This is a genomic window from Aeromonas sp. 602396 (genome assembly GCF_049173735.1).
Taxonomy (GTDB): Bacteria; Pseudomonadota; Gammaproteobacteria; order Enterobacterales; family Aeromonadaceae; genus Aeromonas; species Aeromonas veronii_A.
In genome coordinates this window covers 100,229-124,708 of the sequence record NZ_JAAKSD010000004.1, presented here as the reverse complement: position 1 = coordinate 124,708, position 24,480 = coordinate 100,229, and the positions used below count along the sequence as shown (strand labels likewise).

Below are 24,480 nucleotides of genomic sequence, written 5' to 3'. Positions count from 1 at the left end.
GTCGCAGGTTCCCCGTACTGGCTGGTGAGCGCCCATGTACCTGAGCCACTTCGGCCTGCAGGAGGCGCCGTTCGGCCTCACCCCCAATACCGGCTTCTACTACGGCCTGCCCCCTCACGAGGAGGCGCAACAGGTGCTCAATTGGGCGCTGGCGCAAGGGGAGGGATTTATCAAGGTGACCGGCGAGGTGGGTACCGGCAAGACCCTGCTCTGCCGAAAACTGCTGAGCGAGCTGGGCTCGGAAGAGTGCCCGGTGCGGCTCGCCTGGTTGCCCAATCCCCACCTCAGCCCGGCCGAGCTGCGCACAGCGCTGGCGCTGGAACTGGGGTTGTCGGTGCGGGAGCAGAGTGAGCTGGATCTTACCGATCGCATCCATCGTCACCTGATCAGCCTGCACCAGCAGGGCAGTCGGGTGGTGGTGCTGATCGATGAGGCCCAGGCGCTGCCTGACGAGACTCTGGAGGCGATTCGCCTGTTTGGCAATCTCGAGACCGAATCGAGCAAGCTGCTGCAGATTGTGCTGTTCGGCCAGCCGGAGCTGGATATCAGACTGGCCAGGCCCCACCTGCGCCAACTGCGCCAGCGGATCGGCTTTTCATACTGCCTGCGCCCGCTGCGCTTTGACGAGACCCGCGCCTATCTGGAGCACAGATTGCAGGTCTCCGGCTACCGCGGGGCACCACTGTTTGCCGGCCGCGCCATGCGGATGCTGTGGCGGGCCTCGCGAGGGATCCCGAGACTTATCAACATCCTGGCGCACAAGTGCCTGATGCTGGCCTACGGTCAGGGGAGGCGCCGGATCGATAGCCGTCTGGTGAGGCTCGCCATTCGCGATACCGACGATGCCAGCCGCTTTGCGCCATTGCGCTGGTGGCCCCTGTTACTGTTGCTGGGGTGCGCCCTGGCTTATGGAGTCTGGCCATGAGCGTTATCAACCAGATGCTGAAAGATCTGGATCGGCGCCAGCAAGGCGCCGAGGGAACTGCCGTCTATATTGCCCCTGCGCGCCAGCAGGGGTGGTGGATGTTGCTGCTGACCCTGATCTGTGGTCTGGCATTGGGGATCCTCGGTTGGCGCACCTGGATCTACTGGCAGCAGACACACCCTGTCGTCGCCGCCAGCGAAGTGGTGGTTCCCGATGTGGTGACACGGGCCGCCGAGCCAGTCAATCCGCCCGAGCCGGTCGCAGTGGCCGCTGCGCTGCCGTTGCCGGGTGGGGATGAGAGAGTGGCTGATACCGCTGGCGGGCAGGTAGAGGGAGAGATGGCCGATGGTGCCCCCTTTGATGCCTCCAGCGATGTTGACGATTCGGAGCCGACCGATGAAGAGCTGCAGCCCGAGCTCTACGCCGAACTGGCGGCAGAGCAGCAGGCTGTCGCCAGCGCCCCGCGTAAACCGGGCATATTGAAGATCGAGACGGTCGAGCTGTCGGCCAAGGAGCTGGCGGCACTGGCGGAGCGCAAGGCGACCACCGCCATGGCCAAGGGAAGCCTGCGGGATGCGCAGGACAACTACTATCAGGTGCTGGCCCACGATCCCTATAACCAGGGGGCGCGCGAGCAACTGGCGGGGTTGCTCTACGGCGAGGGGCGCCTGACCGAGGCGCGCCAGCTGCTGGAGGAGGGGATCCGGCTCGATCCCCAACAGGCCGATTTTCGTCTGCTGCTGGCCCGTCTTGCCATCAACGAGGGGCAGCAACAGCAGGCGCTTGGCTGGTTGTCCGGTTATCAACCTGATCTTGCCAGCAACCTGGACTATTACGCCACTTGGGCGGGTCTGACCCAAGAGCTGGGTCAAAATGCCGATGCGGCGGCGCTCTATGTGAAGCTGCTGCGCCAGCAGCCGGATCAGGGCCGCTGGTGGCTTGGTCTCGGTGTCGCCGAGGATGGTCAGGGGCACAGCCAGCGGGCACTCGATGCCTATCGCAACGCCCTGCTGCACGGCAATCTCGGCGAGGCGTCGACCAACTGGCTGGAACAACGAATTGGCCAACTAACCCCTTGATAAACGCAGATTCGATGAGCGAAGACTCATCGGATGCGGCAACGGGTGTGAAGTAACAGATATCGGAGCAAACATGGCACAACCCAGACTGAAAATGCGCCTCGGCGACCTGCTGGTTCAGGAGCAGATCATCTCTGATGATCAGTTGCAGCTTGCCCTGCAGCAGCAGCGTCAGACCGGACGCAAACTGGGTACCACTCTGATTGACCTCGGCTTTATCAGCGAGGTACAGCTGCTGCAGTTCCTCGCTCGCCAGCTGGATGTGCCCTTCTTCGATCTCAATAACCTCACCATTGACGCCGCCGCGGTGCCGTTGCTGCCCGAAGTGCAGGCGCGCCGTTATCGGGCGCTGGCAGTCAACCTCACCGACAACAAGGTGACGGTGGCGATGTCGGATCCGGCGGACTTGAGTGCGCTGGATGCCATCGCCGCCCTGCTGAGCCCGCGGGAGATGGTGCTGGCGGTCGCGCGGGAAGGGCAGTTGCTGGACTATTTTGACCGCCTCTATCGCCGTACCCGCGAGATTGAGAGCTTCGCCGAACAGCTGCAGGAGGAGTATCAGGACTCCGGCTTCGAGTTGGGTTCAGGTAATCTGGGGGCCAGTGACGAGGGGGAGGCGACGGTAGCCAAGTTGCTGCGTTCCCTGTTCGAGGATGCGGTACAGGTGGGCGCGTCGGATATCCACATCGAGCCGGACGAGAAGGTGCTGCGCATTCGCCAGCGGATCGACGGCATCCTCCACGAGAATATCCTCAACGAGGTACGCATCGCCCAGGCGCTGGTGCTGCGCCTCAAGCTGGTGGCCGGGCTCGATATCTCCGAGAAGCGGCTGCCGCAGGATGGCCGTTTCAACATGAAGGTGCGCGGCCGCGATGTCGATGTGCGGATGTCCACCATGCCGGTGCAATATGGCGAGTCGGTGGTGATGCGTCTGCTGGATCAATCCTCCGGCATTCTGTCACTGACCGAGACCGGCATGCCGCCGGAGATCCTGACCCGTTTCCGCCGTCAGCTCAAACGCCCGCACGGCATGATCCTGGTGACCGGCCCGACCGGGAGCGGCAAGACTACCACCCTCTATGGCGCGCTCTCCGAGCTCAATCAGTCCAGCAACAAGATCATCACGGTCGAAGATCCGGTGGAGTATCGTCTGCCCCGTATCAGCCAGGTGCAGGTCAATCCCAAGATCGGTCTCACCTTTTCCCATGTGCTGCGTTCCACCCTGCGCCAGGACCCGGACATCCTGCTGGTGGGTGAGATGCGGGACAACGAGACGGTGGAGATCGGTCTGCGTGGCGCCATCACCGGTCACCTGGTGCTGACCACCCTGCACACCAACGATGCGGTGACCAGTGCCCTGCGTCTGATCGACATGGGGGCGCCCGGCTATCTGGTGGCGAGTGCCCTGCGGGCTGTGGTCGCCCAGCGGCTGGTGCGGCGGGTATGTGAGCACTGCGTCGAGGAGAAGGCGCTGGACGAAGGGCAGGCCACCTGGCTTACCGTGCTCTCCGGCGAGGCGCCTGGCCAGCATACCTATCACAAGGGCCGGGGTTGCCAGAGCTGCAACTTTACCGGTTATTCCGGCCGGATCGGGGTCTACGAGCTGCTGGAGCTGGATCAGCCGATGATGGATGCCCTGCGCCGCAACGATGCGGAAGGGTTCGCCAAGGCGGCCCGTCAACACGAACACTACCGGCCGTTGGCCCTCACTGCCCTCGATTATGCCCGTCAGGGGATCACCTCGGTGGATGAGGTGCTGCGACTGGCCGAGGATCTGGGGTAAGCGATGGCTAACTTTGCCTACAAGGGGCGTGACAGCCAGGGCAACGCGACCAGTGGCGTGGTCGAAGCGGCCAACGAGATGGCGGCCGCCGAGCAGCTGATGCGCCGCGGCGTGATGCCCACCGAGCTCAAACCGGGCAAGGCCAAGTCCGCCGCCATCGACTGGTCACTGTTGCTGGAAGGGGGCGTCAAGCTGGATGAGCTGGTGATCTTCAGCCGCCAGATGTATGCCCTGACCCGGGCCGGGATCCCGATCCTGCGTGCCATCGCCGGGTTGGAGGAGAGTACCCACAGCAAGCCGCTCAAGCGGGCGCTTCACTCGCTGGGGGAAGATCTTGGCAACGGTCGCCCGCTCTCCAGCTCGATGCAGGCGCACCCCAAGGTATTCAGCAGCCTGTTCGTCGCCATCATCCATGTGGGTGAGAACACCGGTCAGCTGGAAGAGTCCTTTTTGCAGCTCGCCAACTATTTCGAGCTGGAGCTGGAGACTCGCAAGCGGATCAAGACCGCGATGCGCTACCCCAGCTTCGTGATGATCGCCATCGGTATCGCCATGGTGATCCTCAATATCATGGTGATCCCGGTGTTTGCCGGCATGTTCGCCAAATTCGGGGTGGAGTTGCCGCTGGCGACCCGCATTCTGCTCGCAACCTCGCACTTTTTTGTCAACTACTGGTGGCTGCTGCTCGCTATTCTGGCGGGGATGGTGTTCGGTTGGCGCCGCTGGGTTGCCACCACCAAGGGCAAGCTGACCTGGCACCGTTGGCAGCTCAAGTTGCCGATCGTCGGCACCATCATAGAGCGCTCCCTGCTGGCCCGTTTTGCTCGCAGTTTTTCCATGATGCTCAAAGCCGGGGTGCCGCTGAACACGGCGCTGACCCTGGTGGCCGATGCGGTGGATAACGCCTGGATGGCGGGGCGGGTACGGGATATGCGCGCCGGTATCGAGCGGGGCGAGAGCCTGCTTCGCACCGCCAGCAGCAGCGGCCTGTTCACCCCGCTGGTGATGCAGATGATCGCCGTGGGGGAGGAGACTGGTCAGGTCGATGACCTGCTGCACGAAGCGGCCGAGTATTACGAGCGCGAGGTGGATTATGACCTCAAGAGTCTCACTGCACGGATCGAGCCGATCCTGATCGGGATCGTGGCGGTGATGGTGCTGATCCTGGCGCTGGGCATCTTCACACCGATGTGGGACATGATGAGGGCCGTAAGAGGCAAGTAACCCCGTATCTTCACGCCAGAATGGTGGGACATGATGCGAGCGGGATGTGAGTGGTTCGTAGCAAGTAACTCGGCATCTTCACACCTGAGTGGCTGGGCATGATGAGCGTCGTAAGAGGCAATAGGGCGAGGGAGTCGAGGAGTGGATGAACAGACAGACACAACAGGATGATCGCTGGCTGGCCGGATATCGGCAGATCGCCGTGATAATCCTGCTGATGGTGATCGTCACGACCCTGGTGCGCAGCTATCAGATCAACCGGGAGGAGGCGCAACAGCTTTCGCTCACCCTGCTGGGGGAGCAATTTGCGGAGCGGGCACAGCGTTTGCACGGGATCTGGCTGAATGAACGGCGCCCCGACACCCTGCATAGCGCGGGTCATGGTTGGCAATTTGATGAGCGTGGCTGGCCACTCGGACTGTTGCCCCTGCAATCACCATCAGAAAATTGTCGTCAGTTGTGGCTGGCGTTGGTGGGAGAGACGGAGGGGGGCATGCCACCCTTGCAGTTTCTGGCCCGCCCCGATGGCAGCGGGTGCGAGATGGGGTGGGATGGTTATTGGCTGGTTTATCTGTTTTCCGACGGGCGAGTGATTAAAAAGCCTTGAATGAGGCTAATCATATGACCCAACTACATGATTTTTTTAGGTCTGCATGAAATAATATCGGCCATTACCAAGGGAGCATGAAAATGAAACCAATGGCACCATCAATGCCAAATAACGGGATGACAAGAGTGACCGCCGGCTTCTCCCTGATTGAGCTGGTGATCGTTATCGTGATCCTGGGGATCCTGGCGGTAACAGCGTTGCCCCGTTTTCTGGATGTAACCGACGAGGCGAAAAAGGCCAGCGTCGAGGGCGTCTCGGGTGGTTTTGCAACAGGAGTGTCGCTAGTGCGGGCCCAGTGGGAAGCGGAAGGGCGCGCCAAACAGGATAGCCTCAATACCGTGCTCTATGACGGCAGCCGCTTCTATCTGACCACGCCGACCGATGCCCAGATCAGCAACGGCGAGTTGTCTCCCGGCTATCCCATGGATACTGCGGCCAGCGGCAATCCGGATGTGGATCCGGCCAATCTGAGCGCAGAGCGTTGTCTCAAGATTTGGGAGGGGTTGCTGCAAAACCCGCCCAAGGCTACGGCCAACTTCAATGAAGTACGCGGTAGCGGCAATGACCTGAAATACTATGCCACTGTGAGCAGTAATGGACTGGATTCGGTCTGTCGTTACTATCTGGTCAATAGTTTGAGTAAGGGCAGCGATGGCAAGTATCAGGATCCGCAAGGCAGTACTGATGCATTCATGAGTTTCAGTTACCGTCCGGCGTCCGGTCAGGTGACTACCAACATCAATTGACAGAGGAAAGTGAAATGAAAAAACAGGCGGGTTTTACCCTGATCGAACTGGTTATCGTGATCATTATTCTGGGTATTCTGGCGGTCACCGCTGCACCCAAGTTCCTGAATCTGCAGGATGATGCGCGTAAAGCAGCTGCTGATGGGGTCAAAGCATCACTACAGAGTGCGGCTCAGATGATTTACAGTAAGGCGGCTATCCAAGGTATTGAAAACTCTTCTGCGGCAGTCTCTGTTGCTGGCACTACCGTCGATGCCAAGTATGGCTATCCGACAGTAGGTACCATTGCAAACGCCGTTACTTTAGATGGGTGGGATGAAGTATCTGCATCCAAAGGGACCTTCAAGCCCAAGGCGGCTGGCAATAACGCTAATTGCCAAGTTAAATACAATGAGGCCACTTCAGCCGCTGCATTCAGTGTTGATGTGACAGGTTGTAGCAACTGATTGAATTATCAAGCGAGGCTTTGGCCTCGCTTTCTTCTTTCCCCCTATGAGAAAAACCATGCCTGCAACCAAGGGCTTTACCCTGATTGAACTGGTTGTGGTGATCCTGTTACTCGGGATTCTCGCCGCCTTTGTCGTGCCCAAATGGCTGGGCAAAGGCGGCGTTGAAACTCAAACTGTGCGTGATGAACTGCTGACCCGTCTACGGTTGGTACAGACCGTCAATATGCATGAGCCTGCCAACCGCTGTACCCTGCTGGTGGTCGCCTCTCCCCGTTTTGCCCACCGTACTTATGCGGCGTGTCCCGCCAGCGATGATCTGGGCAGTGGTTGGACCGATAACCTGCGCACCCGTGGTCGGCTGGTGACCGCCTCTGACGGAATCACGCTTTCCCTGAACAGCAACAGAAGCTTCGTACTCCGCTTCGATCAGATGGGCAGACCGCTAGGCAGCTGTGCCAACGGTTGTACCTTGCTGGTGAGTGATGGTCGCGAAACCAGCCGCATCCAGATTGAGTCTGAGGGGTATATCCATGAGATCCCTTAAGCGCGGCTTTACCCTGATTGAGCTGATCGTTGGCATAGTGCTGCTGGCGGTGGCCTTGACCGGCATATTGGGGTTACTCATCAATCAGGCGCCGCAGGCGGTAGACCCGGTGCAGCAGGTACGCGCCGCCCAGCTGGCCCAGCGCCTCTCCGGCGAGATCCTGCAAAAGTCGTTTGATGAACATTCGGATCATAATGGTGGCCGTTATCGTTGTGGCGAGCAGGTGGCGGGGGTGAACATAGCTCCCTGCTCCGGCAGTTATGGCCCCGATGGTGAGCCGGCTCCCTACGCCTATAACGATGTGGATGACTTCGATACTGCGGGAAACTGGCGGGATGCCAGCTGGTTTACCCAGACGGCGGCGGGGATCAGCGGCGAGGAGTATCGCAACTATCAGGTCAGGATTGCGGTCAGCGCCGTCGATTTTAGCGATGGCACCTTCAAGAGTTGTACCGCACCCTGTTCTGTGGGCAAGCGGATTGATCTGCAGATCAAGCTGCCGGATGAGAGCGTACTCGACTTCTCCTTCTACCGGGGGAACTACTGATGAATCGTTCCGCTGTCGGGTGTTGCCTGCCTGTCCGAAAGTCCGCTCCTGTAACCACTTCCGGCTTCCGATTATGTCTGGCGGCTAGTCGAACTTACCGTAAACCTGGGGGTAACAGTGGCTTTACCCTGGTCGAGCTGGTGATGGTGATCCTGCTGCTGGGCATCATGGCGACATTTACCAGCCAGTTTATCGGCATCGGCAGCCAGATCTATGGTGATGCCAGCAGTCGTGAACAGTTGATGAGCGATGCCCGTTTCGCCATGGAGCGGCTTAACCGCGAACTGCGCGATGCGGTGCCAGGATCGGTGCGGATCGAGACGCTTGATGGTACCTGGGTTGACTCGGGGGCTTGCCTGCGGTTCTGGCCTATCAGCACCTCCAGCCGCTATCTGGCACTTAACCGTGCCATGTCGGGGAGCACGGCTACCCTTGAGCTGGTGATGGCGACTCCGGCTTCTGCTGCCAGCCCGTCGAGTGCAGATCCGTTAGCCGTCGGCAAAGGTGACTGGATGATCGTTTTCCCGGTACCTGACCCAAGTGCAGGGTCGCTGCTGAGCAATTGTGAATATGGCCGCTGTGTGGCCAGGGTTGCTGATGTGCTGGCGCCCGTCTCCGGCGCACAAACGATCCGCTATACCAATAGCGAGAGTCTGGCTGGCCTCTCTCCCGGTAGCCGTGTCTACTTTGCCAATCAACAGGTACGTTATTGCGTTGATGGGGGCACCCTCACTCGTGCCAGTGCCGCAATCGGTGCTCCTTTACCTGCGCAAGGCGTGCTGATGGCAGAGTCGCTCCGCGCTGGCGGTTTCTATCGGGAAACATCGGCATTCAACGCGGAAGGGGAGTTTGGCATGCGGTTCTTGTTCGAACGCAAGGGGGAGTCGGTCACCTTTAGCCACAAGATCGAGGTGTTCAATGTCCCGTGATGCACTCCCGGCAGGACGGATGCGTGGTAGCGCCCTGATGATCGCCCTGTTTGTGATCGTGGTGATGGCGCTGCTGGCGGCCGCCATGGGCCGTTTTCTGGTCGACAGTAGCGAGAAAAATACCGTGGAGGTACGCAGTGTGCGTGCTCTGCTGGCCGCCCAGAGCGGGCTGGAGATTGCTCTGTATCAGCTTTTTCCGAACCGGCCTGCTGCGCCATCTCCCCAGGATCGTTGTGACTGGATCAGCCCGACCCCCTCGTTCACCGGCGTTACCGGTCTGGTGCAGTGCCAAGTTGCTGTGCGTTGCACTCAGATTCCGGTGACCTATAACGGTGCCGTGACTAATGGCTATCGTCTCGAGAGTGTCGGAACCTGTGGTTCCTCTGAACTGGATAGTGCGAGTCCCGATTTTGCCGTGAGCAGAACTCTGATGCTTGAAGCGTATGACGGAGGCGGACAATGAAATGGCTATGGGCGCTTGCCCTCTTTACTGGCCATGTCTGGGCCTTCGACCCTATCGACACAGGCACGCTCTTTCCGGATGTGGTGCAAGGGCATCATGGCAACAACAATAACGTTTGCCATCAGATTAGCGGCTACCAGCTTAGCCAACTCAACAACGCCAAGATCAACGGTTCCGGCGGTTTGCCTCTCAACTTCTGCTCCATCCAGCCGGATCAGAACAATACGCCGCGCTGCGATGATGGTACTGGCGGCTACATGGTTTGTAGCGTTACTGGCAAAGATATCCGCGGGCTGTCCCTGAGCGGGAATAATGCTTTTCCCGCCATCACCTCCAATTCGACCCAGCTCTGTTCGTTCGGTGCGCAAACGGCTTCCAGTACCTCTTATGGTGCGATGACGGTAGAAAACTGCACTATGACGTTCCCCAGCCGCAGCACCTACCTGATCAAGACGCTGACAGTGCGCAACAACGCGATCCTGGTGCTGGGGGAGGGGGATTACTTCATCGACAAGCTGATTCTGGACAGCGGTACCATCCGTCTCTCAGGCAGTGGCACCACCCGGATTTTCGTCAATCAGGATGTCAAGCTGGTCAATACGGTCAATATCAATGCCAATAATCAGGGCAGTCTCATCTGGGTTAACTATAACGACATGGTGATCGACAACCGCACCACGTTTTATGGTTATCTCTATGCCGATGGGAAGCTCACCATGAACAATAATGCCACCGTCTATGGCAGGGTGACGGCCCGCTATCTGGCCATGGATGCCCAGTCCAGCATCAATGAAGTGGTACTTCCGCCGATGCTGACCTGTTTTGTCGACGGTTTCGAAAGCAGCCAGATCAACCCCGACAGTTGGGTCGTGGCTCAGCGCAACAACAGCACATTGCCATCGGTGCAGAATGGTCGCCTGCGTCTCACCCAGAACGTCACCAACCAGGCCACGTCGGCCACTTTCCAGCGCCTCTTCCCCGGGGCTGGTAACCTGGTGACGGTCGAGTTCGATCAATACGCCTACAAGACTTCCGGCACAAGCGGGGCGGATGGCATGGCGGTGGTGCTCTCGGATGCCACCCTGACGCCACAACCAGGTGCGTTTGGTGGCCCCCTGGGATACGGTTTCAAGACCGGGATCAGTGGTTTTGCGGGCGGCTGGCTTGGTGTCGGGATCGACGAATACGGCAACTACGCCAATGAGGGGGGGTCTTATAATATCGGCTCCCGACCGCAGGCCGTATCTATTCGCGGATCCGGCTCCGGTACCTCCGGTTACCGCTACCTGGCCGGAACCGCCAGCAATCTCAACCCGACCGTCGACAGCGGTACCAACAGCAATCGCCCCCACCGCTATCGCATTACGGTCGACTCTCGCACGGCGGGCAACTCGGTGGCCACCGTCGAACGGGATAGCGGTGACGGGTTTCGTACGCTCGTTGGTCCAATCAACATGACGAGCCAGACCGGCCAAGCGACAGTACCGGGCAACTTCCTGCTGTCATTGACTGGGTCCACCGGGTCGGTGACCAACTTCCACGAGATCGATAACGTGCGGATCTGTGCGCTGCGTTCCAGTCCAGTGGGCACCCAGATCGATCATTTCGAATTCGATCACAGCGGCAATGCGCTGACCTGCAACCCTGAAACCCTGACCATTCGGGCCTGTGCCAATGCCGACTGCAGCCTGTTGGTGACCGAACCCGTGACTGCCACCCTGCAACCCGCAACGAGTAGCAGCGGTGGTTGGGTGGGAGGCAATCAAGTGAGCTTCAGCGGAGGAACCACCACGCTGGCGCTGCGACAGAATACCGCCGGTACGGTGACCGTCGGGGTCAGCGGCTCGACGCCCTCGACCAAACCGTTGAGTACCACCCTGTGCCGGGTTGGCGGTGGCGCCAAGAGTGCGGCTGCCTGTACGCTCACCTTTGCCGACAGCGGATTTATCTTCGACGTGCCCGACACTTACTCGAACCAGCCGCAGACGGTGACCATCAAGGCGGTCAAGAAGAGCGACGTGACCAGGCAGTGCGTGCCGGGGTTTGCCAACCAGAGCAAGAGCGTCAAGTTCTGGGGTAGCTATATCACCCCCACCAGTAACCCCTATAACAGCCAGATGAGCGTCAACAGCAGTACGATTGGTGCCAGTCAGGGCGCTGCAACGCCGCTCTCCCTCGCATTCGATGCTCAGGGGCAGTCGACCATAACGGTTAAGTACCCGGACGCGGGCAAGGTGCAACTGGATGCCCGTTATGATGGTACCGGCAGTGAAGCCGGTCTGGTGATGCTCGGCGCAGATCAGTTTGTAGCGCGTCCGGTGGGCTTGTGCATTACCCCTCCGCAAGGGGCCTGCGCGGCAGGTGACAGCAGTTGCCCGGTATTCAAAAAAGCGGGGGAGACGTTTCAGGTAGATATCAAGGCGATGGCCTGGGAGTCGGCTAATGATGGGGATATCTGCGCAGGAAATCAGACTACGCCCAACTTTGTGCTGAGTGGCATTGGCTTGGGTAGCACCTTGGTGGCACCAAGCCCGGGCTCCAATGCCGTATTGGGTACTTCTACTTACAACCATGTGGCAGCGACCAACAGTGTCAATAGCCTTAGCCAGACTGTGAGCGAGGTGGGAGTGTTCCGGATGACGGTGACGCCGCCAGTCAATGGCTACTTCAATTACACCATCCCATCAGCCCAGAGCCAGCCGGTGGGGCGTTTTATTCCTGCCGACTTCAATCTGGTGAGCGGCGACATAGTGCCGGCTTGCAATGCGTTCTCCTATATGGGGCAACCCTTTGGTGTCATGCTGGATGTGCTAGCTCGTAATACGACGGGTGTACAGACCCGAAACTATACAGGGCCCTTTGCCAAGGGCGAAGCCTATCTCTCGGTTGCCAATGATAAGGATGGGAAATCCCTGTCGAGCCGCTTGCGCAGTCTGCAGCCGCTACCATGGCTCAATGGCCGTGCGGCCTTGACTACTGGTAGCAGCGAGTTTGTGCGCCTCTCTGGCACGCAACCGGATGGTCCCTACAACTCTTTGTTGTTTGGTCTGTATATGAGGGATAACGATGGTGACAGAACGCTGATTGCCAGCCCGAATTTCAATGATGCCGTGGTAGGTAACTGCAGTGGCAGCGGCTGTAATGCCCGTCAGATAGACAGTGTGCCTATGAAAGCCTATTTTGGCCGCCTGCAGGCTGGCACGGCGGCGGGCTTGGCCTCGGCGCCGCTGGCCATTCCACTGCAGACGCAATATTACGAAGCGGGCAACTGGCTGCAAAACAAGGAAGATCAATGTACCCAGCTCTCTTTGGCCAATCAGGGGTTCACTTTCCTCAACCCGAGTCACACCTTTGATGGGGCCAGCCGTGACCTGGAGCTGGGGGCGGGTCGCAAGATAAAGCTGGGGTTGGGCAGTTCGGCACCGGGTGGGGAGGCTGCACTGGCGAAAGACGGGGAGATCCTGTTCCACTTTGCCAAGCCGGACATCTCGGTGCGCATCCCCTACAAGGTCGAATTGGCAAAACAGCCGTCGCAGCCCCTCTGGTTGTCTGACCCAACGAGTGCCAATGACGGCAACCTGCAAGGTGAGGCCATTTTCGGCTCCAGCCGGGGTAATGACAGAATTATTTATCGGCGCGAAGTATTGCACTGAATGATGTGAAAGGAGGAATGGCTCAACAGCATCCCCCTAAATCCTTGTTTATTAGTGTTTGCAAGCGTGTGCGAGTGAGTGATGACTCGCATTTTTGTCGCGCCTGATTGATTGGCGACAGTTTGAGCGCTTGCCCATTGGGGTGGGCATTGGTAAAGTTAGCCGGTTTTCTGCACCTCCAAATTCTTAGGATTTCCCGTAGCCATGTTCAAAAAGCTCAGAGGCGTCTTTTCCAACGATCTGTCGATCGATTTGGGAACTGCCAACACCCTGATCTATGTAAAAGATCAAGGGATCGTCCTTAACGAACCCTCAGTTGTCGCCATTCGCCAAGAGCGCGGGAACGCCAAATCGGTCGCTGCTGTCGGTCATGCCGCTAAGCAGATGCTGGGCCGAACCCCGGGCAACATTTCCGCAATCCGCCCGATGAAAGATGGCGTGATCGCCGATTTCTACGTGACCGAGAAGATGCTGCAGCACTTCATCAAGCAGGTTCACGACAACAACTATTTCCGCCCCAGCCCGCGCGTGCTGGTGTGTGTACCGTGCGGTTCAACCCAGGTTGAGCGTCGCGCCATCAAGGAATCCGCACTGGGTGCCGGTGCCCGTGAGGTCTACCTGATCGACGAGCCTATGGCCGCTGCCATCGGTGCCGGCCTGCCGGTCTCCGAAGCGACCGGTTCCATGGTCGTGGATATCGGTGGTGGTACCACTGAAGTGGCCATCATCTCCCTGAACGGTGTGGTCTACTCCCAGTCTGTCCGTATCGGTGGCGACAAGTTTGACGAAGCGATCATCAGCTACGTCCGTCGCAACTACGGCAGCCTGATCGGTGAAGCTACTGCCGAGCGCATCAAGCACGAGATCGGCTCCGCCTACCCGGGCGAAGAGGTGCGCGAGATTGAAGTACGTGGTCGCAACCTGGCTGAAGGTGTGCCGCGCAGCTTTACCCTCAACTCCAACGAGATCCTGGAAGCGCTGCAAGAGCCGCTGTCCGGTATCGTGGCTGCCGTGATGGTTGCGCTGGAACAGTCTCCGCCGGAACTGGCATCCGACATCTCCGAGCGCGGCATGGTGCTAACCGGTGGTGGTGCGCTGCTGAAAGATATCGACCGTCTGCTGATGGAAGAGACCGGCATTCCTGTCGTCGTGGCCGAAGATCCCCTCACCTGTGTGGCCCGTGGCGGCGGCAAGGCGCTGGAGCTGATCGATATGCACGGTGGCGATCTGTTCCACTACGAATAAGACCCAAAGCCGGCCAGCGTGCCGGCTCTTTTTTGACGACCCATGAAACCCATTTTTGGTAGAGGCCCTTCGCTTCAGTTACGGTTGTTTCTCGCCGTCATCATCTCCATCGCTGCCATCGTCGCGGATTCCCGCTTCGGTGTGTTTACCCATGTCCGCGTCTACCTCAGTTCGTTAGTCAGTCCCCTGCAATACATGGCCAATGCGCCCGGTACCCTGCTCGACACCATGTCGACCCAGGTGCAGACCCGTGCCGATCTCATCGAGCAGACCAAGCAGCAGGAGCAACAGCTGTTTACCCTGCGCTCTCGCCTGCTCAAGATGGATCATCTGGAGCACGAGAACCAGCGTCTGCGCGAGCTGCTGGGTTCACCGGTGCACAAAGAGTCCCGCAAGATGGTGGCTGAGCTGCTGTCGGTGGATTCCGACCCCTTCAGCCATCAGGTGCTGATCAACAAGGGGGCGCTGGATGGCGTCTATAACGGTCAGGCGGTGATCAACGATCAGGGGGTGATTGGTCAGGTGCTCCACGTGGGCTCCACCACCAGTCGCGTGCTGCTGATCACCGACTCCAGCCACGGTATTCCGGTGCGGGTGCTGCGCAACGACTTGCGCGCCATCGCCTCCGGCAGTGGCGAGCTCGACAAGCTGGAGCTGCGCAACCTGCCGCGCAACACCGATATTCAGGTGGGGGATCTGCTCGTCACCTCGGGTCTGGGTGGCCGTTTCCCGGAAGGTTATCCGGTGGCGACCGTGACCCGATCCGAATATGTGGAGGGCAAGCCCTTCGCCCAGGTCGAGGCCAAGCCGCTGGTAGAGCTGGATCGGCTGCGTTATCTGCTGCTGCTGTGGACCGACAAGAAACCCGAAGTACATGATGATGAGAATGGCGAACGGGTGGCAACGGCTGCCTCCGCCGCTGGAGCCACTCGCTGATGCTAGAACCCGCCAGCGGCAGGATCTGGATCTGGATCTCGATCCTGCTGGCCTTGAGCCTGTCGATCCTGCCGCTTCCTTTCGAATTTGACCCCTTCCGTCCGGACTGGCTGGCCATGGTGCTCATTTACTGGGCACTGGCCTTGCCGCACCGGGCCAATGTCGGCACCGCCTGGGTGGCCGGCCTGCTGCTGGATGTGCTGCTTGGCAGCACCCTCGGCGTGCGGGCGATGGCGATGGCCATCACTACCTATCTGGCCGCCTTCCAGTTCCAGAAGATCCGCAACTTTTCCCTCTGGCAACAGGCCCTGATCATCGGTGGGCTGTCGCTGGTGGGCAAGCTGACGGTGTTCTGGGCCGAGCACCTGTTCAGCCGGGCCAGCCTCAACTTCGCCTACTTTTGGTCGATGTTGACGACGATGCTAATATGGCCCTGGGTATTTCTGGTGCTGCGCAAGGTGCGGCGCCGCTTCAATATCAGGTAAATATGAGCAAAAACAACGAACTGCAACTCTATCTCGCCTCGGGTTCTCCCCGTCGTCGCGAACTGCTGACCCAGCTTGGCTATCGTTTTGATGTGCTGAAACTGGATGTACCGGAGCAACGGGAAGAGGGGGAGAAGCCGCAAGATTATGTCTGTCGTCTCGCTCGCGACAAGGCGATGGCGGGTGTGGCGTGTGCGCCGACAGCGTTGCCGGTGCTGGGGGCCGACACCATAGTGGTGCTGGGGGATAGGGTGCTGGAAAAACCGTCCGATCTGCTCGATGCCAAGGATATGCTGGAGGTGCTCTCCGGCAAGGTGCATCAGGTGATGACCGCGGTGGCGCTGGCCAGCCCCGAGCGTTGTGACGTGCGACTGGTCACCACCAACGTGGCGTTTCGCAAGCTGGACGAGGCCGAGATCGAGGCTTACTGGCAAACCGGCGAGCCCTGTGACAAGGCCGGGGCCTACGGCATTCAGGGTATTGCCGGCAAGTTTGTCAGCCGTATCGAAGGGAGCTACAGCGCCGTGGTCGGCCTGCCGCTGCTGGAGACGGATCTATTGATCAAGCAGCATCTGGAACAACACAAGTAATTTTCCGTCAGCTGTGCTCTGCTGCGTTCTTCCTTGCGCGCGTTGTACCGGATTGGCTGTATAAGAATTCAAAACTGGAACAGGCAAGGTTAGTTATGTCGGTAGAACTGCTGGTTAACGTTACCCCCTCCGAAACCCGGGTCGCTCTGGTCGAAAACGGTCTGCTGCAGGAAGTGCATGTAGAGCGTCAGGCCAAACGCGGCATTGTCGGCAACATCTACAAAGGCAAGATAAGCCGGGTGCTCCCTGGCATGCAGGCAGCCTTCGTCGATATCGGCATGGACAAGGCGGCCTTTTTGCACGCCTCCGATATTGTGCCCCATACCGAGTGTGTGGCGGTGAAGGAGAAGGAGCAGTTCCAGGTCGGCAATATCGCCGAGCTGGTGCGTCAGGGGCAGGACATCATGGTGCAGGTGGTGAAAGACCCGCTGGGTACCAAGGGTGCCCGTCTCACTACCGATATCACCTTGCCTTCCCGCTATCTGGTCTTTATGCCGGGCAGCGCTCACGTCGGCGTTTCCCAGCGAATCGAGTCCGAAGCGGAGCGGGAGCGCCTCAAGCGCACCGTAGCTGGCTATGTGGATGAGCTGGGTGGCTACATCATCCGTACCGCCGCTGAAGGGGTGGGGGAGCAGGAGCTGGAGCAGGATGCCGCCTTCCTCAAGCGGCTGTGGCGCAAGATCCTCGAGCGCAAGCAGAAGTATCCCCCCTGCAAGATCCTCTACGAGGATCCCAGTCTGGCCTTTCGGGTGGTGCGCGATTTCGTCGGTGCAGAACTCGACAAGATCCGCGTCGACTCGCGCCAGAGCTTCGATCAGCTCAAGCGCTTCACCGAAGAGTACGTGCCTGAGCTGGCCAGCAAGCTGGAGTACTATCCCGGCGAGTCGCCCATCTTCGATCTCTATGACGTGGAGAACGAGATCCAGCGGGCGCTGGAGCGCAAGGTGGAGCTGAAATCCGGCGGCTACCTCATCATCGACCAGACCGAAGCCATGACCACGGTGGATATCAACACCGGCGCCTTTGTCGGCCACCGCAATCTGGAAGAGACCATCTTCAATACCAACGTCGAGGCGACGGCGGCCATCGCCCGTCATCTGCGCCTGCGCAATCTCGGCGGCATCATCATCATCGACTTCATCGACATGCAGTCGGAAGATCACCGCCGCCGGGTGCTGCACAGTCTGGAGCAGGCGCTGTCCAAGGACCGCGCCAAGACCAACGTCAACGGCTTCTCCCAGCTGGGTCTGGTAGAGATGACCCGCAAGCGCACCCGCGAGAGTCTGGAGCATGTGCTCTGCTCCGAGTGCCCCGAGTGCAAAGGGCGCGGCCGGGTCAAGACGGTGGAGTCGGTCTGCTTCGAGATCCTGCGGGAGATCATCCGGGTCAATCGTGCCTACGATGCGGATCAGTTCACCGTCTACGCAGCCCCTGCCGTGGCCGACTACCTCCATGGCGAGGAGTCCCACAGTCTGGCGGAGCTGGAAGTGTTTATCGGCAAACAGGTGCGGGTAGTGAGCGAACCCCTCTGTGGTCAGGAGCAGTTCGACGTGGTGATGATGTAATTGGTCTATCGCTGGCTGAGTCGGGGCTGGTTGGCCCTGGGGGTTCTGTTCGTACTGCTGGCCATGCTGGTCACCCTGGTACGGGTCGGAGGCCCTTTGCTGAATCAGTACCGGGAGAGCCTTATCAACTCTCTGCTCGGCGATTCGCAAATCAAGGTCAGCGTCGATCAGATTGGGCTGAGCTGGACACAGTCTGGCCCGGCCCTCGAGCTGCAACAGCTCGCCGTCGCCCCCGACTCCAAGCGCTATACCATCAAGCTCGGCAAGGCCTGGGTGCATCTAGACTTCTGGCGCACCCTCAACCAGCTCAAGCCGGTCTTTGGCGAGCTGATCCTGAGCGATGGCGATATCACTCTCGACTTCAGCCAACCGGCTGACGACAGCCCCTCCGGCGATCCCCAGCAGGGTGCCCTGCTGCGCTTTCTGCTGACCCAGCTCTCCACCTTCGATGTGCACGATACACGCCTCAGTGTCACTACTGCGCTCGGTGACATGCGGGCGCTCGATATCGCCCATCTGCGCTGGCAGAACAGGGGCAAGCGCCATCAGGGGGTCGGCAAGGCCTATCTCATCAACGGGGTGGGCGAGAGCACCCTCGATCTGATACTCGATGTAGATACGCCGCAAGATCGACTCGATCGCCTCAAGGGGCAGCTCTATCTGGGGGCCCGCCAGCTCGATATCACCCCGACCCTGGCCAGGATCCATGCTGGTGAACCCAGGGTTACCGGTCAGCTCGACTTCCAGCTCTGGAGCGAGTTTGACAGCGGCAAGCTGGGCAATACCCTGCTGGCGTTTGGCAACAACTACCTGATCTGGAAGGATCCCAAGAAAGGGGAGATGCACCGCTTCGGCCTCGATGGCGGCAAGATCCAGCTGCGCCGTGAGGGCACCGACTGGCAACTGGCCAGCCATAACGTCACCTTCAAGCTGGACGGCAAACCCTGGTTGCAGAGCCGCTTGCAGCTGGAGCGGGTCGGGGATCGGGTGCAGGGCTATCTGCCCAGCATAGAGTTCGACAAGATCACCCAGATCAGTCAGCTGGTCTCGGCGCTCTACCCCACACTCTGCGAGACCCTGCGCCAGACCAATCCGCAGGGGGCGGTGCAGGATCTGACGCTGCTGACCAATGCCGACTGGCAGGATCTCTCCTTCAGTGGCCGCTTCAGCAAGGTGCGCCTCAAGGCCTGGCAAGATATACCCGGAATGCAGGATCTCAACGGCGAGTTCTGGCTTACCCCGACCGGTGGTAGCGCCAGACTGGCGCTGGCGAACGACAAGGTGGATCCCGCCCGTCACTTCAAGATGCCGATCCCGGTCGACAACTTCTCGGCCCGCCTCGACTGGTGGCGCGAGGAACAGGGCTGGGTGCTCTACGGTCAGGATATCGCGCTGGATAACCCGGATCTGACCCTGGCCAGCCGTTTCCGCCTCGATCTGTTCGAGCACCCTTTCCTCGCCCTGACCGGTCGCATCGATGTGAAGAATGCGGGCCATGCGGATCGCTACTTCCCGCTGCAGGCGATGGACAAGGGGCTGGTGGATTACCTGAGCGGCGCCATCAAGGGGGGCAAGGCCAAGGGGGCCGACCTGCTCTGGTATGGGGAGTTTCGGGATTTCCCCTACGACAACGGCAAGGGCATCTTCCAGGTGGCGGTGCCGCTGGAGCAGGCCACCTACGAGTTCTTCCCCGGTTGGCAACCGCTTACCGACCTGCAGATCGATCTCTTGTTCCAGAATGCCGGTCTCGATATGCGCAGCCGATCCACCAAACTCGGCAAGGCGAGCTCCGACTCGGTGCATGCCTGGATCCCGGATCTCTCCCCCGGCGCCCACCTCTATGTGGATGCCAAGGTGCAGGGGGAGGGCAAGGCCATCAGCGACTACCTGCAGGACTCCCCGCTGGGCAGTTCGGTAGGTCAGGCGCTGCGAGAGATCGAGATCCGCGGCCCGATGGCCGGTTCGGTCAAGCTCGATATTCCTCTCGATGGCGAGAGCGAGGTGAAGGCGAGCGGTGATGCCACCTTCAGCAACAACAAGGTGCGGGTCGCCAGTCTGGACCTGCCGCTGGAGAAGGTGCAGGGGCGCCTCGAATATGACAACGAACAGACCCGCTTCAGCAACCTCAAGGCGAGCCTGTGGAACCAGCCGCTGACCCTCGACTATCAGGGGCGCCAGCATCCGGATCACTATCAGGTCGACCTCGATTTCAAGGGGCAGTGGGATAGCCGCCGCCAGCCCGCCGCCATCTCTTCATTCGGCATTCTCAACGGCCGCAGTAACTGGGGTGGCAAGCTCGGGCTGACCTTGCCCGAGAGCAAGCCATTCAGCTTCCAGCTGGCGCTCGACTCCAACCTGCAGGGGATGGGGCTGGATCTGCCGCTGCCGCTGGCCAAGAGCAGTGCCAGCCGGCTGCCGCTCAAGGTGATCGCCCGTGGCCGGGATGGCAGCGCCGACATTCGTGCCGTACTGGGGGCTGATGTGGATATGCAGACCCGACTGGTCTACGGCGAAGGGGTACCTTATCTCAGCCGGGTGCGAGTTGATGTGGGCCAGCCGGGCGCCCGGGTAATGCGCGATGCCCCCATGCTGCTCGCCATCAACCAGCAGGAGGCCGATGTGGGCGGCTGGCTGGCGCGACTCAAGCAGTGGTTGCCAGCGCAGAACCAGACCGGCAATGCGGTGGTCGGCCCCGCCTTCCTGCCGCAGGAGTGGTGGGTGGATGGACAGCTGGCTCGCGCCTATATCGGCAGTGCCACCCTCAAGGCGGCGCGTTTCACCGTGGGGCCGACCAATCAGGCGACCGAAGTGATGATCGACAGCCCCGACGTGATGGGGGTGATCCGCCTGCCTGCAGTAGCCAATCGCCCGGTGGATGCCAAGTTTGCCCGCATCTACTGGTCCGGCAAGAGTTCGGATCTCAGTCCGGACCCCGATGCCAGGCAGGATAACGCCATCATGGCCTCCATCCCCTGGCTGACATTCAGCTGCGTCGATTGCCGCTTTGGCGCATTGCCGCTCGGCGAAGTGAAAGGGGAGCTGGTGCCCGGCGCCAACAAGGTGACCCTCAAGGGACTGGATATGCGGCTGGCAGGTAGTCAGCTCACCGGCAGCGTCGACTGGTTGGCCGATGGCAACCAGATGGAGACCCGCGCCCGTGGCAAGCTGACCAGCAACAACAGCGAGCTGCTGCTCAAGCGGCTCGGCTACACCTCGCCCATCGGCGATGCCCCCGGCTCCCTCGCTTTTGATCTGAACTGGCAGGATGTGCCCTATCGCCCGAGCCTGCCGACTCTGGGGGGCAGTGCCAACTATCAGCTGGAGGGCGGCACCCTGCGGGAGGTCAACGACAAGGGGGCGCGACTGCTCTCCCTGCTCAGCCTCGATTCCCTGCTGCGCAAACTGCGCCTCGATTTTCGCGATGTGTTCGACAAGGGCTTCTACTTCGAATCCATGTCCGCCTCTGCCACCATCAAGCAGGGGCAGGTCAGCAACGATGATTTCTATATGAAGGGGGCGGCAGGCAACCTGCGCGGCGAGGGGATCGCCGATCTGGTGCGCTGGCGGCTCGACTACGAGCTGAGTTTCTCCCCCAATCTGGGGGGCACCCTGCCGGTGGTGGCGGCTTTCTCCATCACGCCGGTCACGGGTCTCTATGTGCTGGCCCTCTCCAAACTGCTGGAGCCGGTGGTGGATGTGGTGACCCGCATCGATTTTCGCATCTCGGGCCCGCTCGACGCACCCAAGCTGATCGAGGCGGGGCGCGATCGCGCGCGCATCAAGCTCAACCAGCAGCAGAAAGAGGCGGTTGACGCCGTTGCCCCCAGCCTGCCGACCCAAGAGGTGACCCCTTTCCTGCTGAGCCCCAAACACGCGGGGCCCGCTCAGCGCTGAACGAGCGGCCCGGCACCATCACAAGGAGTGAGCCATGATCCGACATATCCTGCTGATCGCCTTCAAACCGGGCACCCAGTTTGCCCAGATAGATGCGGTGCGTAACGCTTTTCTCGCCATTCCCCATCAGGTCAGCGGCGTGATCGCTGTGGAGTGGGGTCGGGATGACAGCCCGGAGGGGCGAGCCGAGGGGTTTACCCACAGCGTGCTGATGACCTTCGCCGACGAAGCGGCCCGCCAGCGCTATCTGCCCCATCCGGATCACGATGCCCTCAAGGCCATCTTCCGCCCGGTGCTGGAGCGCATCATAGTGCTGGATTACACCCTGCAGGCGGGGGATGCTGTCACCGTCTGATGGCTCAAGCGACAAGGAGAACGTCATGTGGTTAGCCGCAATACAGCTGGTATCTGGCCGTCACTGGCAGGATAACCGGGAGCAGATCGCCGCCGAACTGGCGGCCTTGCCCAAAGAGCGGCCGCTGCTGGTGCTGCTGCCGGAAAACTTTGCCCTGTTTGGCGAACGGCAGGGTTATCTGGATGGGGCCGAGGCCATAGGTGAGGGCCCGATCCAGCAGCAACTGGCTGAATGGGCCCGCGATTATGGCATCTGGCTGGTGGCCGGGGCTATGCCGACAAGAATGCCGACCACCATCGCCGATTCCGACCATATCCACACCAGCTCGCTGGTGTTTGACCCCAGCGGTGAGCTCAGGGGCCACTACCACAAGATCCACCTGTTCGACGTGGATGTGGCGGACAATCACGGTCGCTACCGTGAGTCGGAGACATTCAGCCCCGGCGAGTGGCCTGTGGTGGTGGACTCTCCCTTTGGTCCCCTCGGCCTCTCGATCTGTTATGATCTGCGCTTTCCCGAGCTCTACCGCCAGTTGGCCCGTGCCGGTGCCCGCGTGCTGCTGGTGCCTGCCGCCTTTACCGCCGTGACCGGCGAGGCGCACTGGGAGCCGCTGCTGCGGGCCCGCGCCATCGAAAACCAGTGCTACGTAGTCGCTGCCAATCAGGGCGGCACTCACGATACGGGGCGCCAGACCTGGGGCCACAGCATGGTGATCGACCCCTGGGGTCGAGTGCTGGCGAGCAAAGAGTCCGGGGGCGGCACAGTGCTGGCGAAGATGGAGCCCGGGCTTATCGACGAATTGAAACGCACCATGCCAGTGCTGCAACACGCCCGTTTGCTCTGATGGTGTGGTGAAAAATTGAAACGCAGCCGTTTGCCCGTGCTGGAGCATGCCCGTTTGTTGTGATGGTGTGGCTTGTTGCCAACCCGTCGGCAAGACGATTTAAAACAGCTCGTTACGAGAGTGGAGAAGAAGATTGAGTCTATTGAGCCAGGTTAGTGCCTCCCTGTTGGCCCCGAACGACCTCGACGAAGGGCGCCTGCAGCAGTTGCTCGGCAGCCTGATGAGCCATCAGGTCGAGTTCGGCGATCTCTATTTCCAGCGCAGCTGGCACGAGTCCTGGATGCTGGAAGATGGCATCGTCAAGGATGGCAGCTACAACATCGATCAGGGTGTCGGGGTGCGCGCCGTCAGCGGCGAGAAGACCGGCTTCGCCTACTCGGACGAGCTGAGCCTGCTGGCGCTGCAACAGTCGGTGACTGCTGCTCGTGGCATCGCCGCTGCCGGTGCTCACGGCAAGGTGAAGGCGTGGGCCAGAACCTCCGCAAACCTGCTCTATCCGGCCATGGATCCGCTGCAGACCCTCGACAAGCACCAGAAGATTGCCCTGCTGGAGCAGATGGACAAGTTCGCCAGAAGTCTGGATCCCGCCATCAATCAGGTGATGGCCTCCATCAGCGGCGTTTACGAAGAGGTGCTGGTGGCCGCCACCGATGGCACCCTGGCCGCGGATGTGCGCCCGCTGGTGCGTCTGTCGGTGACCGTGATCGCCGAGAAGGGTGAGCGCCGCGAGCGTGGCAGTGCCGGTGGCGGCGGGCGCTTTGGTTACGACTGGTTCCTCGAACTGGACGGGCTGGAGAGCCGCGCCTTTGGTTATGTGCGTGAAGCGGTGCGTCAGGCACTGGTCAATCTGGAGGCCATCGACGCGCCAGCCGGTACCATGCCAGTGGTGTTGGGCTCCGGCTGGCCTGGCGTGCTGCTGCACGAGGCGGTGGGTCATGGTCTGGAGGGGGATTTCAACCGCAAGGGATCTTCCGCGTTTGCCGGCCGCATCGGCGAGCAGGTGGCTTCCAAACACTGTACCATCGTCGATGACGGCACCCTGCCGGGTCGACGCGGCTCCGTCTCCATCGATGACGAGGGGACACCGGGTGGCTACAACGTGCTGATCGAGAATGGCATTCTCAAGGGTTACCTGCAGGACAAGCAGAATGCCCGTTTGATGGGCGTGCCGCTCACCGGCAACGGGCGCCGCGAATCCTACGCCGCCATGCCGATGCCGCGCATGACCAACACCTATATGCTGGCGGGTCAGTATGATCCGGCCGAGATCATCGCCTCGGTGAAGAAGGGGATCTATGCCCCCAACTTCGGCGGCGGTCAGGTGGACATCACCTCCGGCAAGTTTGTCTTCTCCGCCTCCGAGGCTTATCTCATCGAGGATGGCAAGATCACTGCCCCCATCAAGGGCGCGACCCTGATCGGCAACGGCCCCGAGGCGATGAGCCAGGTCTCCATGGTGGGTAGCGACCTTGCGCTGGATCGCGGGGTTGGCATCTGCGGCAAGGAGGGGCAGAGCGTGCCAGTCGGTGTCGGCCAGCCCACCCTCAAGCTGGATCAGCTCACCGTGGGTGGCACCCAGTAAGCCTCGACGCAGAACAAGAACAGAGAGAAACC

21 protein-coding genes are annotated in these 24,480 nt (G+C 60.5%); all 21 read left to right on the top strand.

The features are described 5' to 3' along the window. Window positions 1–34: 34 nt before the first annotated feature. The 21 genes from G5229_RS07425 to tldD all read left to right on the top strand — a co-directional run bounded on the left by G5229_RS07425 (window position 35) and on the right by tldD (window position 24,448). Window positions 35–925 (top strand): ExeA family protein, encoded by an 891-nt coding sequence (locus tag G5229_RS07425; RefSeq protein WP_421208888.1) that lies wholly within the window; start codon window positions 35–37, stop codon window positions 923–925. After that, window positions 922–2,004, top strand: a complete 1,083-nt coding sequence (locus tag G5229_RS07420; RefSeq protein ID WP_266134568.1) for a tetratricopeptide repeat protein — start codon at window positions 922–924, stop codon at window positions 2,002–2,004. Before G5229_RS07425 ends, G5229_RS07420 begins: the two co-directional genes overlap by 4 nt. 73 nt (window positions 2,005–2,077) lie before the next feature. Further along, window positions 2,078–3,787 carry an MSHA fimbrial ATPase MshE gene (gene mshE / locus G5229_RS07415; RefSeq protein WP_421208887.1) on the top strand — a complete coding sequence of 570 codons (1,710 nt, stop codon included), beginning with the start codon at window positions 2,078–2,080 and terminating at the stop codon, window positions 3,785–3,787. 3 nt (window positions 3,788–3,790) lie between these two features. Then, window positions 3,791–5,011: a type II secretion system F family protein gene (locus tag G5229_RS07410; protein ID WP_111900319.1), complete on the top strand. Its 1,221-nt coding sequence runs from the start codon at window positions 3,791–3,793 to the stop codon at window positions 5,009–5,011. Between the two features lie 145 nt (window positions 5,012–5,156). Then, window positions 5,157–5,618: a hypothetical protein gene (locus G5229_RS07405; RefSeq protein ID WP_421208886.1), complete on the top strand. Its 462-nt coding sequence runs from the start codon at window positions 5,157–5,159 to the stop codon at window positions 5,616–5,618. 77 nt (window positions 5,619–5,695) lie between these two features. Further along, entirely contained in the window at window positions 5,696–6,367 is a 672-nt protein-coding gene (locus tag G5229_RS07400) for a prepilin-type N-terminal cleavage/methylation domain-containing protein (protein WP_106844142.1), read from the top strand. Window positions 6,368–6,381: 14 nt separating this feature from the next. Beyond that, complete coding sequence (locus G5229_RS07395) at window positions 6,382–6,813, top strand: prepilin-type N-terminal cleavage/methylation domain-containing protein (RefSeq protein WP_319920144.1); 432 nt, start codon at window positions 6,382–6,384, stop codon at window positions 6,811–6,813. Window positions 6,814–6,871: 58 nt separating this feature from the next. Beyond that, the gene (locus tag G5229_RS07390; protein WP_128834795.1) at window positions 6,872–7,360 is read left to right on the top strand and encodes a type II secretion system protein; all 489 of its coding nucleotides are present in this window, start codon (window positions 6,872–6,874) and stop codon (window positions 7,358–7,360) included. Then, window positions 7,347–7,907: a prepilin-type N-terminal cleavage/methylation domain-containing protein gene (locus G5229_RS07385; RefSeq protein ID WP_106844145.1), complete on the top strand. Its 561-nt coding sequence runs from the start codon at window positions 7,347–7,349 to the stop codon at window positions 7,905–7,907. The genes G5229_RS07390 and G5229_RS07385 overlap by 14 nt, the downstream gene beginning before the upstream one ends. Then, window positions 7,907–8,836, top strand: a complete 930-nt coding sequence (locus tag G5229_RS07380; protein WP_421208885.1) for a PilW family protein — start codon at window positions 7,907–7,909, stop codon at window positions 8,834–8,836. The genes G5229_RS07385 and G5229_RS07380 overlap by 1 nt, the downstream gene beginning before the upstream one ends. 37 nt (window positions 8,837–8,873) lie before the next feature. Then, window positions 8,874–9,299, top strand: a complete 426-nt coding sequence (locus G5229_RS07375; protein WP_144716014.1) for an MSHA biogenesis protein MshP — start codon at window positions 8,874–8,876, stop codon at window positions 9,297–9,299. Continuing rightward, window positions 9,296–12,952 carry a DUF6701 domain-containing protein gene (locus tag G5229_RS07370; protein WP_421208884.1) on the top strand — a complete coding sequence of 1,219 codons (3,657 nt, stop codon included), beginning with the start codon at window positions 9,296–9,298 and terminating at the stop codon, window positions 12,950–12,952. Before G5229_RS07375 ends, G5229_RS07370 begins: the two co-directional genes overlap by 4 nt. Before the next feature lie 204 nt (window positions 12,953–13,156). Beyond that, on the top strand, window positions 13,157–14,197 hold the full coding sequence (locus G5229_RS07365) for a rod shape-determining protein (RefSeq protein ID WP_005340051.1): 1,041 nt from the start codon (window positions 13,157–13,159) through the stop codon (window positions 14,195–14,197). Between the two features lie 42 nt (window positions 14,198–14,239). Then, window positions 14,240–15,133 (top strand): rod shape-determining protein MreC, encoded by an 894-nt coding sequence (mreC, locus tag G5229_RS07360; protein ID WP_005342907.1) that lies wholly within the window; start codon window positions 14,240–14,242, stop codon window positions 15,131–15,133. Continuing rightward, a complete protein-coding gene (mreD, locus tag G5229_RS07355; RefSeq protein WP_270905491.1) occupies window positions 15,133–15,618 on the top strand; it encodes a rod shape-determining protein MreD in 486 nt (161 codons plus the stop codon). The genes mreC and mreD overlap by 1 nt, the downstream gene beginning before the upstream one ends. A 2-nt stretch (window positions 15,619–15,620) precedes the next feature. Next, a complete protein-coding gene (locus G5229_RS07350) occupies window positions 15,621–16,208 on the top strand; it encodes a Maf family protein (RefSeq protein WP_421208883.1) in 588 nt (195 codons plus the stop codon). Window positions 16,209–16,303: 95 nt separating this feature from the next. After that, window positions 16,304–17,773 (top strand): ribonuclease G, encoded by a 1,470-nt coding sequence (gene rng / locus G5229_RS07345; protein ID WP_005340056.1) that lies wholly within the window; start codon window positions 16,304–16,306, stop codon window positions 17,771–17,773. Next, window positions 17,774–21,667, top strand: a complete 3,894-nt coding sequence (locus G5229_RS07340) for a YhdP family protein (RefSeq protein WP_421208882.1) — start codon at window positions 17,774–17,776, stop codon at window positions 21,665–21,667. It abuts the gene before it with no gap. Window positions 21,668–21,701: 34 nt separating this feature from the next. Next, window positions 21,702–22,022 carry a Dabb family protein gene (locus G5229_RS07335; RefSeq protein ID WP_421208881.1) on the top strand — a complete coding sequence of 107 codons (321 nt, stop codon included), beginning with the start codon at window positions 21,702–21,704 and terminating at the stop codon, window positions 22,020–22,022. A gap of 25 nt (window positions 22,023–22,047) precedes the next feature. Continuing rightward, on the top strand, window positions 22,048–22,866 hold the full coding sequence (locus G5229_RS07330) for a carbon-nitrogen hydrolase family protein (protein WP_421208880.1): 819 nt from the start codon (window positions 22,048–22,050) through the stop codon (window positions 22,864–22,866). Window positions 22,867–22,999: 133 nt separating this feature from the next. After that, the gene (gene tldD / locus G5229_RS07325) at window positions 23,000–24,448 is read left to right on the top strand and encodes a metalloprotease TldD (protein WP_421208879.1); all 1,449 of its coding nucleotides are present in this window, start codon (window positions 23,000–23,002) and stop codon (window positions 24,446–24,448) included. Window positions 24,449–24,480: the final 32 nt, after the last annotated feature.

What these genes read in the sequence shown, in the direction of transcription:
- G5229_RS07425 (WP_421208888.1), top strand. Translation starts at nt 35, where the DNA reads ATGTACCTGAGCCACTTCGGCCTGCAGGAGGCGCCGTTCGGCCTCACC.
- G5229_RS07420 (WP_266134568.1), top strand. Translation starts at nt 922, where the DNA reads ATGAGCGTTATCAACCAGATGCTGAAAGATCTGGATCGGCGCCAGCAA.
- mshE (WP_421208887.1), top strand. Translation starts at nt 2,078, where the DNA reads ATGGCACAACCCAGACTGAAAATGCGCCTCGGCGACCTGCTGGTTCAG.
- G5229_RS07410 (WP_111900319.1), top strand. Translation starts at nt 3,791, where the DNA reads ATGGCTAACTTTGCCTACAAGGGGCGTGACAGCCAGGGCAACGCGACC.
- G5229_RS07405 (WP_421208886.1), top strand. Translation starts at nt 5,157, where the DNA reads ATGAACAGACAGACACAACAGGATGATCGCTGGCTGGCCGGATATCGG.
- G5229_RS07400 (WP_106844142.1), top strand. Translation starts at nt 5,696, where the DNA reads ATGAAAATGAAACCAATGGCACCATCAATGCCAAATAACGGGATGACA.
- G5229_RS07395 (WP_319920144.1), top strand. Translation starts at nt 6,382, where the DNA reads ATGAAAAAACAGGCGGGTTTTACCCTGATCGAACTGGTTATCGTGATC.
- G5229_RS07390 (WP_128834795.1), top strand. Translation starts at nt 6,872, where the DNA reads ATGCCTGCAACCAAGGGCTTTACCCTGATTGAACTGGTTGTGGTGATC.
- G5229_RS07385 (WP_106844145.1), top strand. Translation starts at nt 7,347, where the DNA reads ATGAGATCCCTTAAGCGCGGCTTTACCCTGATTGAGCTGATCGTTGGC.
- G5229_RS07380 (WP_421208885.1), top strand. Translation starts at nt 7,907, where the DNA reads ATGAATCGTTCCGCTGTCGGGTGTTGCCTGCCTGTCCGAAAGTCCGCT.
- G5229_RS07375 (WP_144716014.1), top strand. Translation starts at nt 8,874, where the DNA reads ATGATCGCCCTGTTTGTGATCGTGGTGATGGCGCTGCTGGCGGCCGCC.
- G5229_RS07370 (WP_421208884.1), top strand. Translation starts at nt 9,296, where the DNA reads ATGAAATGGCTATGGGCGCTTGCCCTCTTTACTGGCCATGTCTGGGCC.
- G5229_RS07365 (WP_005340051.1), top strand. Translation starts at nt 13,157, where the DNA reads ATGTTCAAAAAGCTCAGAGGCGTCTTTTCCAACGATCTGTCGATCGAT.
- mreC (WP_005342907.1), top strand. Translation starts at nt 14,240, where the DNA reads ATGAAACCCATTTTTGGTAGAGGCCCTTCGCTTCAGTTACGGTTGTTT.
- mreD (WP_270905491.1), top strand. Translation starts at nt 15,133, where the DNA reads ATGCTAGAACCCGCCAGCGGCAGGATCTGGATCTGGATCTCGATCCTG.
- G5229_RS07350 (WP_421208883.1), top strand. Translation starts at nt 15,621, where the DNA reads ATGAGCAAAAACAACGAACTGCAACTCTATCTCGCCTCGGGTTCTCCC.
- rng (WP_005340056.1), top strand. Translation starts at nt 16,304, where the DNA reads ATGTCGGTAGAACTGCTGGTTAACGTTACCCCCTCCGAAACCCGGGTC.
- G5229_RS07335 (WP_421208881.1), top strand. Translation starts at nt 21,702, where the DNA reads ATGATCCGACATATCCTGCTGATCGCCTTCAAACCGGGCACCCAGTTT.
- G5229_RS07330 (WP_421208880.1), top strand. Translation starts at nt 22,048, where the DNA reads ATGTGGTTAGCCGCAATACAGCTGGTATCTGGCCGTCACTGGCAGGAT.